The following is a 12153-nucleotide window of genomic DNA, read 5'->3' as shown; positions in this document are numbered from 1 at the left end:
AATTAGTCAATTAGATAATTACTTCACATACTGTGTAAATTATCTAATTATCAAATTTTCTCATTTTCTAATTATAAAATCCTCAAGTTGTTTCAAAGTAATTCTTCCCTCGTAAATCGCTTTTCCGATGATTGTTCCTTCACAACCTAATTCAGCTAATTTTGGTAATTCATCGAAAGTTGAAATTCCTCCTGAAGCGATTAATTTGATTCCTTTTGCTTCCGCTAAAATTTTGGCATACAAATCAAAACTAGGGCCTTGAAGCATTCCGTCTTTTGCAATATCCGTGCAAATAACATAATCAATTCCTTTTGATTGATAATCTTGTATAAACGGAACTAAATCTTCATTTGATTCTTCTAACCAGCCCGAAACGGCAATTTTTTCGTCTTTTGCATCAGCTCCAAGAATAATTTTATCAGAACCGTATTGTGAAATCCATTTTTCGAAAATCACTCTATTTTTTACTGCAATACTTCCGCCAGTAATTTGATTAGCACCGCTTTCAAAAGCAATTCTCAAATCATCATCCGATTTCAATCCGCCACCAAAATCAATTTTTAAGCTGGTTTGTGTAGCGATTTGTTCTAAGATTTTATAATTGACAATTCTGCTTGATTTTGCACCGTCAAGATCTACTAAATGCAGATATTCGATTCCATGTGCTTCAAATGATTTTGCCACTTCAAGTGGATTCTCGTTGTAAATTATTTTCGTATCATAATCACCTTTGGACAAACGAACGCATTTTCCTTCAATGATATCTATGGCTGGTATTATTCTCATTCTTATTTATTTTAGATTTCTGATTTTAGATTTTAGATTCTAAAAATTGAAATTGATTTTTGATATTTTGATTGATATTGAAGTTTTTACATTTTTAAAAAATTACCTAGAATCTTTTCGCCAACATCACCGCTTTTTTCTGGGTGAAACTGTGTTCCGTAAAAATTATCTTTTTGTAAAGCTGACGCGTATTCAACATCGTAATTTGTTGTTGCAATCGATTCTGGACAATTTGGTGCATAAAAACTATGAACCAAATACATGAATTCATTTTCAGAAATGTCTTTAAACAAATCAGTCTTTAAATCATAAATCTGATTCCATCCCATTTGAGGCACTTTTACGTTGTTTGAAAATTTCAAAACATCAACATCAAAAATCCCCAAGCCTTTTGTGTTTCCTTCTTCAGTTTTATTGCACATCAATTGCATTCCGAGACAGATTCCTAAAACAGGCTGTTTCAATTCTGGAATCAGGCTATCCAAACCGCTTTCACGAAGTTTAGCCATAGCTGAACTCGCCTCGCCCACGCCAGGAAAAATCACTTTATCAGCCGATTTAATTTCCTCTGAATTATTACTCAAAACAGCCTTAAAACCCAATCTTTCAATAGCAAACATAATGCTCTGAATATTTCCTGCTCCGTAATTTATAATTACTATTTTCATTTAATTTTAGTCTTAAAGTCCAAAGTCGAAAGTCTTAAAGTCATTCTGATCTTCCATAATCTAGGAATCTTTGGACTTTATGACTTTTCGCTTTCGACTAATTTAAAGCATTCCTTTCGTTGAAGGCAAAATCATTTTTTCGGTATCTCTTTTTACGGCTACTTTTATCGCTTTTGCGAAAGCTTTAAAAATTGCTTCGATTTTGTGGTGTTCGTTGATTCCTTCTGCTTTGATATTTAAATTGGCTTTTGCTCCGTCTGTGAATGATTTAAAGAAATGATAAAACATTTCTGTTGGCATTTTCCCCACCATTTCACGCTTGAATTCCGTTTCCCAAATCAGCCAGTTTCTTCCGCCGAAGTCAATTGCTGCTTGGGCTAAGCAATCGTCCATTGGAAGACAGAATCCGTAACGTTCAATTCCTAATTTATTTCCTAACGCTTTCGCGAAAACTTCACCCAAAGCAATTGCTGTATCTTCGATTGTATGGTGCTCATCGACTTCTAAATCGCCTTTTACCGTGATTTCCAAGTCCATTTGCCCGTGACGTGAGATTTGATCTAACATGTGATCAAAAAAAGCAATTCCGGTGTCGATTTTGCTTTTTCCTGTTCCGTCAAGATTTAAGTTGATATAAATATCGGTTTCATTCGTTTTACGAGTTATTGATGCCGAACGTGCTTCAAGTTTTAAAAACTCATAGATTTTCTTCCAATCCATTGTCTGTAAAACGATTGTCTCGTTTAATTCTTCACGTTTTGATGAAATTTCGTTGCTTCCAATTCCATCTGTATCATTCATGAAAATAGCTTTTGCACCAAGGTTTTTAGCCAGTTCTACATCTGTCAAACGATCACCTAAAACAAAAGAGTTTTCTAAATCATATTCTGGATTATTCAAGTATTTAGTTAGCATTCCAGTTCTTGGTTTGCGAGTTGGTGCATTTTCTTCTGGAAAAGTTCTGTCTACAAAAATTTCATCAAAAACAACTCCTTCGTTTTCAAATGCTTTTAGAATAAAATTCTGCGTTGGCCAAAATGTATCTTCTGGAAAACTATCAGTTCCTAAGCCGTCCTGATTCGTTACCATTGCAAGTTCGTAATCTAATTCAGCAGCAATTTTAGCCAAATATTGAAATGCTTTTGGGTAAAACTCTAGTTTATCTAAGCTATCTAATTGATAATTTTCAGGTTCTAAAACAATCGTACCATCACGATCGATAAAAAGTACTTTTTTCATATGTATTTTGTTTTGCCACTGATTTCACAGATTAATATGATTTTTTTGCCACGAATTCACGAATTTCTCTAATTTAATTCGTGGTAATTTGTGTAATTCGTGGCTAAATCACGCACAGAAAAAAAACATTTTAATCTTTCTAATCTGTGGCTAATAATTTCTAATTCAATAATTTCAATTCTCTAATTACAACAGCATTTTCTTCCTTTGTTCCAATGGTAAAACGAAGACAATTTTCACATAAAGGTTGTGTTGTTCTATTGCGGATAACGATTCCTTTTTCAATTAACTGGTCGTATCTTTTGTTAGCGTCATCTACTTTTGCCAAGATAAAATTGGCTTCTGTTGGATATACTTTCTCAACAAAATTTACTTCAAGCAATACTTTAAGCAATTCTTCTCTTTGCTCAATAATAGAAACAATTTCTTGTTTAATTTTATCAGAATCTTTTAAACGCTCTTTAGCTCTTTGCTGCGTAAGTTCGTTTACATTATAAGGCGGTTTGATTTTGTTTAGAATTGAAATCACTTCTTCAGAAGCGTAGCAAATTCCTAAACGTATTCCAGCCAAACCATACGCTTTGGAAAGAGTTTGAGTAATCACTAAATTCGGATATTCGTCGATTTCTGTCAGCCAGCTTTCTTTATCTGAAAAATCAATATAAGCTTCATCAATTACAACCAAACCTTTGAAGTTTTGAAGTAATTTCACAACACTTTCATCTGAGAAAGAATTTCCCGTTGGATTGTTCGGAGAACATAAAAAGATGATTTTCGTGTTTTCGTCAACGGCTTCTAGAATCTTTTCTACTTGTGGCTGAAAATCAGTTGAAAGCAAAACTTCTCTATTTTCTACTGCATTGATATTTGCCAAAACTCCATACATTCCATATGTCGGAGGAAGCGAAATAATATTGTCTTTGTTAGGTTCGCAGAAAGCTCTAAAAAGCAAATCTAAAACTTCATCACTTCCGTTTCCTAACAAAATCTGACTTTGCTTTACTAAATTATTCTTGGCCAAAATCGCTTTAACCGAATTCTGCTGTGGATCTGGATAACGATTCACTCCATTTTGATACGGATTTTCATTGGCATCCAAAAAAATCATTTCGGCTGTATCAAAATCTTCAAACTCATCTCTCGCAGAAGAATAGGGTTTTAAAGATTTTACGTTTTCACGTGTAATTGTATTTATATCGAATATGTTCATTTGTTGTTGTTTTTTGGACTATTAGAAACAAGAGAAAAGACTTCTTATCTTACCCACTCAATATCTTTCTTCTTGCTTCTTTTCTTTTTCTTATTCTAAACTCTTTAATCTCAGCGTCACAGCATTTTTATGCGCTTGTAACCCTTCGGCTTCAGCCATCAATTCTATCGCTTTCCCAATGTTTTGAATTCCTTTTTCTGAAATTTTCTGAAATGTCATTGATTTCATAAAACTGTCTAGATTTACACCGCTGTAATTCTTCGCATAACCATTTGTTGGCAATGTGTGATTGGTTCCTGAAGCGTAATCCCCAGCACTTTCAGGCGTATAATTTCCGATGAAGACAGAACCTGCATTTACAATTCCGTTGCAATAGAAATCATCGTATTCTGAGCAGATTATAAAGTGTTCTGGGCCATATTCATTGATTAAATCTAAAGCAATCTGATCATTTTCGACATAAATCAATTTTGAATTTTCAATAGCTTTTTCTGCAATCACTTTTCTTGGAAGCACTTCCAATTGTGACTGAACTTCTTTTTCTACTTCTGAAATTAGCTTTTTTGAAGTCGAAACTAAAATTACCTGACTGTCAGTTCCGTGTTCTGCTTGAGATAATAAATCTGACGCTACAAAAGCCGGAACCGCTGTATCATCAGCAACAATTAACAGTTCTGAAGGCCCTGCAGGCATATCAATTGCAACACCAAATTGAGTTGCCAACTGTTTAGCCACAGTCACAAATTGATTTCCTGGTCCGAAGATTTTATATACTTTAGGAATTGATTGTGTTCCAAAAGTCATTCCTGCAATAGCTTGGATTCCACCAACTTTTAGAATTTTAGTTACACCACATAAGTTTGCAGCGTATAAAATTGCCGGATTAATTTTCCCCTTTTTATCCGGCGGAGAACACAACACAATTTCTTTGCAACCCGCAATTTCAGCAGGCACAGCCAACATTAAAACAGTCGAAAACAAAGGCGCTGTTCCTCCAGGAATATACAAACCGATTTTTTGAATTGGTCTTTTTTCCTGCCAACAGTTTACACCTTCTATAGTTTCAACAGAAACACGATCTGTTTTTTGAGCATTGTGAAATTTATAAATATTGTCTTTCGCTAATTCAATAGCTTCTTTCAGCTCGTTCGGAATCAAACTAATTGCTTCATCAATTTCTGCTTGCGAAACTTCATAATTGTCTTGAGAAATTCCGTCAAAAATCGAAGTGTATTTTGCAACAGCTTCATCTCCTTTTCTTTGAACTTCTTTGAAGATTTCTTTTACCGTAAGTTCTATATCATCTACAGTTTTAGTCGGTCTTTTTAATATTTCTGACCAGATTTCTGGTTTTGGATTATCTATTTTATTCATAATATTTTCAATATTAAATTCCAAACTTCTAAAATTCCAAATTCCAATACTTTAAAGATCAACGCTAAGCTTGGAATTTAGGATTTAAAAATTGAAAATTCTTTTTTATAGTACCATTTTCTCAATTGGGCAAACTAGAATTCCTTCTGCTCCTACTTCTTTTAACTGATCTATTACATCCCAAAAAGTATCTTTGTCAATTACAGAGTGAACGCTGCTCCAGCCTTCTTGCGCCAACGGAAGAACAGTTAAACTTCTTAAAACTGGAAGAATTTTTCCAACTGCTTCAATTTTGTCATTTGGAACGTTCATTAGAATATATTTTGAATTTCTAGCTCTTAAAACCGCTTGAATTCTGAATTTTAAAGTGTCAATGTGTTTCTGTATTTCTGGAGAAACTTTTGGAGAAACTGCTAAAACTGCTTCACTTTTCAAAATAACTTCAACTTCTTTTAAGTTGTTTTTGAATAAAGTGCTTCCGCTTGAAACAATATCTACAATCGCATCTGCAAGACCAATATTTGGCGCAATTTCCACAGAACCAGATATTTGGTGAATATCTACATTTATACCAAATTTATTAAAATATTCGGTAACTGTATTTGGATAAGAGGTAGCAATACGAAGATTAGCTAAATCTTGTACCGAATTGTATTCGAAGGTTTTAGGAACTGCTACAGAAACTTTACATTTTGAGAATCCTAATTTCTGAACCACTTCGATTCCTTTTCCTTTTTCTACCAAAAGATTATCGCCAACTATAGCTAAATCTACCACTCCATCGATTAAATATTGAGGAATATCTGAATTTCTTAGATATAAAACTTCAAGAGGAAAATTTGAAGCTTCGGCTTTTAACTGGTCTATTCCGTTGTTGATTGAAATACCGCAGTCTTTTAGAATTTGAATGCTGTCTTCGTTTAAACGCCCAGATTTTTGAATTGCAATTTTTAAAGTACTCATTTTTTTAGTTGTTTGTTGAATTAATAGTTTGAGTACAAAGAGAGCTTGAATTAAAAAACCCGTTTGATGTACTCAAACGGGTTTTAAAATATGATGATTTACACGCATACCATTAACACATCGCTTGAGAGCAATAATGTAAATGATGATGATGTAATTGAATTGAAATCATGATTTGTTTTGTTTTTTACTTCTTTGATTCGGTTGCAAATATACTAGATAAAATAATTAAAAAGCAATTTTTATTTTAACTTAACGATAGTTTATTGTTAAAAATCGTTTTGAAGCACATTTTGCTTAATAATTTTAAAATTACTTTAACGAATTATAATATTCTTCAAAAACCAATAAAACTTGTGTTCCTTTTCCAATTTCGCTTTCAATTTTAAACTTAATATGAAGCAGATCGGTCATTCTTTTTACAATAAACAAACCAAGCCCAGTCCCTTTAATTTCTGAATGATTGAGCGAGTCTGATCGAAAAAACGGATTTAAAATTGACTCAAGATCTTTCTTTGCAATTCCGATTCCCTGATCTAAAATATTGCAGATAATTTTATGATTTTCTCTAGATAAAGAAATGCGGATTTCACTATTAGATTTTGAATATTTCACTGCATTTGAAATGATATTTCGAAGAATTGTTACTGTTAAATAAGTATCCGAATAAATATAAAATTCTTCTGGTGCATCTAAAATTACATTTATTCCTCCCAATTTAATTTTCTCTGTATTTAATTTCAGCACATCTAAAATTACAGCATTTAAGTAGATATTTTCTTTAAGAATATTCTGTTTTTGATTCTCAAAACGAGCCATCATAAGCAACTGATCAACAAGCGAATTCAAGTGATCAACTTCACTGATGCAATAATTAATTTTTTCTTCGTATTCTTTATTGTCACGAGGTTTACGAATGAGTACTTCAAGTGTTCCTTTAATAACTGTAAGGGGCGTTCTTAACTCATGTGAAGCATCAGATGTAAACTGTTTTTCACGTTCAATTGCATCTTCAATTCGGTTCAATAAATTATTAATGGTCTTAGAAAGCGTAAACAATTCGTCTCTTGTTTTTGGCAACGGAATTCGCGCTTTAAGATTATCTTTAGTAATAACTTTTGAGGTTTGAATGATATTATTTATTGGCTTGATGCTTCTTCCTGCATAAAATCTAGCTAAGAAAAACAAAATCAGCAAAATGATGGGAAATGTTATCAATAAAGTATCCATTAGATTATCCAAAACTTTTGAAGAATCTGAAAGTGACATGGCGATAATCAGATAACCAACTTTCTTGGATTGCACATGAAGCGGAACCTGAATCTGACGAATTTTATTACCTAATAATTTAGTGTCAAAAGGATGAAAATGATCTTTTTTTCCGTGAAAAACGAGTTTTTCATTCTTTAGATTAGGTGATTTTTCAATGATTTGTTTGTTCACATTCAAAAACTGAACAAAAATAGGATTTACATCTACTGAATTATGTTCTCTTTCTTCCCATTCTTCAGCATCCATAAAGATAACTTTACCTTTCTCAATTCTCAGTTCTTTCAAATGATCTTGAATTTCAATATTCAAGTTTTCGTCAATATGGTTATAAACCGTAAGTTTTACAATAAAATAGATAGCAGAAAAGACCGCTAAAACCAACAGTCCGGTTCCTACAATATAATTTAATGCTATTCTGTCTTTAAAAGATAACGATGTCATTTGTTAATCATTGGCAATATATCCAATGCCTCGGATGGTTTTAATATAATCTTCTTCGATTTTAAGGTTCAGTTTTTTTCGAATGGCATTCATAAACACGTCTATAACACCTGTATCGTACTCAAAGTTAATTTCCCAAACGTCCCTTAAAATTTGATTTCTAGTGCAGACTTTTCCTTTATGCTGAATTAGATAAGCCAATAATTCAAATTCGCGTTGAGTTAACGAAATTTCTTCCTCTGCTTTCAAAACAATATGTCTGGATAGGTCCATCGTAATGTTTCCGAGAGTTAAGTTTTCAGTTTGCTTTTTATTTCTAAAGTGGACTTTAATTCGCTCTACTAATTCTTCAAAACTAAAAGGCTTTTTGATATAATCGTTGGCGCCCGCTTTTAAACCTTCAATAGTTTCCTGAACTGTGTCTTTTGCAGTCAAAAAAATGATTGGCGTGCTTTGGTCTTTAATTCGAATAGCTTTGCACAAATCCAAACCGTTAATCTTTGGCAACATCCAGTCTAAAAGAATTAAGTCAAATTTTTGCTCCTGAACCAGTTCAAAACCTTTGGAACCGTCGACTGCCGTTGTAATTTGATAACCTTCTTCTTGCAAACCTTGTTTTAGAAATTGAACAATTCCTACTTCGTCTTCAACTATTAAAATATGCATTTATCGTATCTGATTAAATTTGAATTTCATTTTTTCAATTCAAAGATAGATAATTTACCTCTCAGAAATAGTCCGACATATCAATAAATAAAGAAAACCAGTATCTTAAGCAAACTTTAAGTTAATGTTAAGTAAGGTAAAAGTTGAACTTAATCTGGTGTTAATCATTAGAAATTAATTTTGTAAAAAAATAAATCCGATGAATTTTTACAAAAAACTTTCGCCTTTCTACAATCTTGCTTTACTGTACTTTATAGTAAGTTTTACACTTAGACTGGTATTGCTTTTTCATCCCATTACCCAGAGTTCGTTTACCTTTGCAGAGAGCTTAAAAATATTCTCGCTAGGTTTACTGTCAGACTTTTTTGTATTCGTGTTAGCGTCGGTTTTCTTATGGCTTTATCTCATTTTTATTTCAAACTCAAAATACAATAAACCTTACGGATATATTATACTCGCAGGTTTTCTAGCACTTTTAATTTACGTAGCTTCTGGAAAAAGCATTTTTGATGAATACGGTGGCGCTTTGCCAAAAATCGTTTTGATTTTTGTTTCTTTAAAAACACTTTTGTTTTCGCTTTTCCTTTTCCTTCCAAAACACAGAGATAAAATCAGATTTTGGCTTTTTGCTTTTGTGATTTTTCTATATGTTTTACTGATTCTTCAAAACGCAATCAGCGAATTTTTCTTTTGGAACGAATTTGGAGCAAAATACAATTTCATTGCAGTTAATTACCTGATTTACACCAATGAAGTCATTGGAAACATTATGCAGTCGTATCCTGTAATTCCTATATTTTCTGCTTTGTTTATCATTACAGGAATTATTACTTATTTCATCATTAAAAGATCTAAAAATTACATAGATGAGATTCCTAGCTTTAATGAAAAATTACAAATTACAGCCTTATATGCTGTTCTATTTGTTATTTCTTTACTAGCCACTCCTCAATTGGCTAAAACAGAAAATTCTAAAAATGTATTTGTTAATGAACTGCAATCAAACGGTATTTACAAATTCTATCTGGCGTTTCAGAATAACAAATTGGATTATTTTAAATTCTACAAAACAATTCCGAACGAAAAAGCATTTGCTATATTAAAGCAAGAACTTCCAAATATTGCAGGGACAAATACATTGCGAAAAATAAAAGAAGATTCTTTGGAACAACGTAAAAATGTTGTTTTAATAACAATCGAAAGTTTAAGTGCTGACTTTATGAAAATGTATGGAAATGAGCAGAACATCACACCTTTCCTAGACAGTTTGGCACAAAAAAGCTTGCTTTTTACGAATTTATATGCTGCAGGAAACCGAACAGTACGTGGTCTTGAAGCCGTAACTTTATGCCTGCCTCCAACCGCTGGAGAAAGTGTTGTAAAAAGAGAAGACAACAAAAACAAATTCTCAACAGGATCTGTTTTTCTTCAAAAAGGCTATAATGTAAAATTCATGTACGGTGGAGATGCATTTTTTGACAACATGCAGAATTTCTTTACCGGAAATGGCTATCAAATTATAGACAAATCAAGTTTCGCAGAAAACGAAATCACTTTTTCAAACGTATGGGGAGTTTGCGACGAAGACATGTACAATAAAGCAATTAAAGTTATGAATGATGAAGCAAAACAAAATAAGCCTTTCTTCAATCATATTATGACTGTAAGTAATCACAGACCTTTTACTTATCCTAACAATAAAATAGATATTCCTGGAAACATCAAATCTCGTGATGGAGGTGTAAAATATACCGATTATGCTCTTAAACAATTCTTTAAACAAGCTGAAAAACAGCCTTGGTTTAAGAATACAGTATTTGTAATTGTAGCCGATCATTGTGCTTCGAGTGCAGGAAAAACAGAACTTCCGTTAGACAAATACAGAATTCCAGCTTTGATTTATACGCCAGAAATGAAGCCTGAAAAATATACCAAATTAATGTCACAGATTGATATTATGCCAACATTATTTGGGCTTTTAAATTTTGATTATGAAAGCAAATTCTTTGGACAAGATGTATTTCAACCAGATTATCAGCCACGAGCCTTTATAGCAACTTATCAGGACTTAGGTTTAATAAAAGACAATGTCTTGACGATTTTATCTCCAAAACAACAGATAAAACAGTTTCAGCTGAAACTTAATGAGAAAACTGGCATTGCTCCTGAATTTCAAATTCATTACGATGAAATTCCACTGAAAACTGAGAACAAGGAATTGCTTGACGAAACCATTTCTTACTATCAATCAGCATCGTATGTTTTGAAAGAGAAAGAATATCAGTTTAAAGATTTGGCAGATAAGAATAAAAAATTATATGCAAAAGTTCGTTAAAATTTTAAAATAATCCAAAAGGTTAAAAAAATCTGTTAGGGTTTGTTAAATTATAAAAGCCTCAAATTCGTAAAGAATCTGAGGCTTTTTATAATTTTCAGTTCAACTTGAAACTTGAAAACTTCAAACAAAAATTAATCATTTTGATTTTTCATTCCGAATAAATTTCCTTTCTGGTACAATTTTAAATCATCCTGTAAAAATTGGTAGTTTCTTTGAGTAACAGCTGGCGAATCTAAATCACTTAAATCTGGTTTTCCTGCATTTACCCAAGCTGTATACCAAAAACTTGCTGTTGCAGCAATTGCTTTTCTCATTTGGCTTTCTACCATTCCGTTTAATTCTGCATGCAATTTTGTAGCATATTCATCAGAAAACTTAGAAGTATTGTATTTTGTTTTAGCGATCTTACCATCAGCATCCATTTCAAAAACTTTGTTTTCAGGAGTTGCTGTTCTTAGCTTTTTATCAATATCCAATAAAGGCTGCGCAAAGCTGTGCGTATCATTTATCATATCCCAAATCGCTTTATGAACATCAGTATAATACTGAGCTTCTGGAACATTTAATTTGTAATTTTTAACGAATAATTCCGGCAATCTGCTTTCCCAAAGCGAATGAATTCCTTTTTGATCAGTCAATTGTCCGTCGTGATTTTTAGAAGTATGCAAAGGCATGTGCGCATCGCCAATATAATGACCTAAATCTGCAGCAAGAAATAAGATTTCAGCTCTATTTTTCTCTTTAAAAGCTTTAGTCAATTTTGTCATCATATCCTCGATATACCAAGGTAAAATTCCGTTATCGCTTAAAAATTTGGCATCATATTTTTGTTTTGCTTCTTCTAATGTCTGTGGATATGTGTCAGCGGCTCCAAAGTTTTCCATATCAAAATAATGCCTTGGGCCTTCTTCTTTATAATTTAAAGCATACTTACGGATATCTGGAACCGAAGCTTCTTGTGTAATAAAATCAATGTGATTGTAAAAAAAGATCTGTAATTGTTTTGGTAAAGCCATTACAGCTGCTTTGTTAATACGCTCATGGCCAACATTTCCCCATGACAGCATAATAAACCCAATAACTAAAGCTCCGAAAGCGATTAGTTTTGGTCTCATTTGGATTTTCTTCATTTGTTTTTTTATTAGAGGGAGCAAATTTAGCTTTAATTAAAGAATACGCAAAAAATACTGTTATTA

Annotated in this window: 10 protein-coding genes; 1 reads left to right on the top strand and 9 read right to left on the bottom strand. The window is 32.5% G+C overall.

Going from position 1 to position 12153, the window contains the following annotated elements; all coding sequences use genetic code 11:
* Positions 1–60: 60 nt before the first annotated feature.
* The 8 genes from hisA to ACNRYB_RS15640 all read right to left on the bottom strand — a co-directional run bounded on the left by hisA (position 61) and on the right by ACNRYB_RS15640 (position 8619).
* Positions 61–786 carry a 1-(5-phosphoribosyl)-5-[(5-phosphoribosylamino)methylideneamino]imidazole-4-carboxamide isomerase gene (gene hisA, locus ACNRYB_RS15675; RefSeq protein WP_473727847.1) on the bottom strand — a complete coding sequence of 242 codons (726 nt, stop codon included), beginning with the start codon at positions 784–786 and terminating at the stop codon, positions 61–63.
* 86 nt (positions 787–872) lie between these two features.
* Positions 873–1454 carry an imidazole glycerol phosphate synthase subunit HisH gene (gene hisH / locus ACNRYB_RS15670; protein WP_473727846.1) on the bottom strand — a complete coding sequence of 194 codons (582 nt, stop codon included), beginning with the start codon at positions 1452–1454 and terminating at the stop codon, positions 873–875.
* 102 nt (positions 1455–1556) lie between these two features.
* A complete protein-coding gene (hisB, locus tag ACNRYB_RS15665; protein WP_473727845.1) occupies positions 1557–2693 on the bottom strand; it encodes a bifunctional histidinol-phosphatase/imidazoleglycerol-phosphate dehydratase HisB in 1137 nt (378 codons plus the stop codon).
* 160 nt (positions 2694–2853) lie between these two features.
* Entirely contained in the window at positions 2854–3903 is a 1050-nt protein-coding gene (gene hisC / locus ACNRYB_RS15660) for a histidinol-phosphate transaminase (RefSeq protein WP_129747103.1), read from the bottom strand.
* Positions 3904–3993: 90 nt separating this feature from the next.
* Positions 3994–5277, bottom strand: a complete 1284-nt coding sequence (gene hisD / locus ACNRYB_RS15655; protein ID WP_473727844.1) for a histidinol dehydrogenase — start codon at positions 5275–5277, stop codon at positions 3994–3996.
* A gap of 105 nt (positions 5278–5382) precedes the next feature.
* A complete protein-coding gene (gene hisG, locus ACNRYB_RS15650; protein ID WP_129747101.1) occupies positions 5383–6240 on the bottom strand; it encodes an ATP phosphoribosyltransferase in 858 nt (285 codons plus the stop codon).
* A gap of 312 nt (positions 6241–6552) precedes the next feature.
* Complete coding sequence (locus ACNRYB_RS15645; protein ID WP_473727843.1) at positions 6553–7953, bottom strand: sensor histidine kinase; 1401 nt, start codon at positions 7951–7953, stop codon at positions 6553–6555.
* 3 nt (positions 7954–7956) lie between these two features.
* Positions 7957–8619, bottom strand: coding sequence for a response regulator transcription factor (locus ACNRYB_RS15640; protein WP_473727842.1), 663 nt, complete (start codon positions 8617–8619; stop codon positions 7957–7959).
* Positions 8620–8818: 199 nt separating this feature from the next.
* Between ACNRYB_RS15640 and ACNRYB_RS15635 the strand changes: the two genes are divergently transcribed.
* Entirely contained in the window at positions 8819–10954 is a 2136-nt protein-coding gene (locus ACNRYB_RS15635) for an LTA synthase family protein (protein WP_473727841.1), read from the top strand.
* Positions 10955–11088: 134 nt separating this feature from the next.
* On the opposite strand, the gene ACNRYB_RS15630 is transcribed toward ACNRYB_RS15635, so the two are convergent.
* The gene (locus ACNRYB_RS15630; RefSeq protein WP_473727840.1) at positions 11089–12087 is read right to left on the bottom strand and encodes a zinc dependent phospholipase C family protein; all 999 of its coding nucleotides are present in this window, start codon (positions 12085–12087) and stop codon (positions 11089–11091) included.
* Positions 12088–12153: the final 66 nt, after the last annotated feature.

Source organism: Flavobacterium sp. CR10 (assembly GCF_055814415.1).
This window is presented reverse-complemented; position numbering and strand designations above follow the sequence as displayed.

What these genes read in the sequence shown, in the direction of transcription:
- hisH (WP_473727846.1), bottom strand. Translation starts at nt 1,454, where the DNA reads ATGAAAATAGTAATTATAAATTACGGAGCAGGAAATATTCAGAGCATT.
- ACNRYB_RS15635 (WP_473727841.1), top strand. Translation starts at nt 8,819, where the DNA reads ATGAATTTTTACAAAAAACTTTCGCCTTTCTACAATCTTGCTTTACTG.
- ACNRYB_RS15640 (WP_473727842.1), bottom strand. Translation starts at nt 8,619, where the DNA reads ATGCATATTTTAATAGTTGAAGACGAAGTAGGAATTGTTCAATTTCTA.
- hisD (WP_473727844.1), bottom strand. Translation starts at nt 5,277, where the DNA reads ATGAATAAAATAGATAATCCAAAACCAGAAATCTGGTCAGAAATATTA.
- hisA (WP_473727847.1), bottom strand. Translation starts at nt 786, where the DNA reads ATGAGAATAATACCAGCCATAGATATCATTGAAGGAAAATGCGTTCGT.
- hisB (WP_473727845.1), bottom strand. Translation starts at nt 2,693, where the DNA reads ATGAAAAAAGTACTTTTTATCGATCGTGATGGTACGATTGTTTTAGAA.
- ACNRYB_RS15630 (WP_473727840.1), bottom strand. Translation starts at nt 12,087, where the DNA reads ATGAAGAAAATCCAAATGAGACCAAAACTAATCGCTTTCGGAGCTTTA.
- hisG (WP_129747101.1), bottom strand. Translation starts at nt 6,240, where the DNA reads ATGAGTACTTTAAAAATTGCAATTCAAAAATCTGGGCGTTTAAACGAA.
- ACNRYB_RS15645 (WP_473727843.1), bottom strand. Translation starts at nt 7,953, where the DNA reads ATGACATCGTTATCTTTTAAAGACAGAATAGCATTAAATTATATTGTA.
- hisC (WP_129747103.1), bottom strand. Translation starts at nt 3,903, where the DNA reads ATGAACATATTCGATATAAATACAATTACACGTGAAAACGTAAAATCT.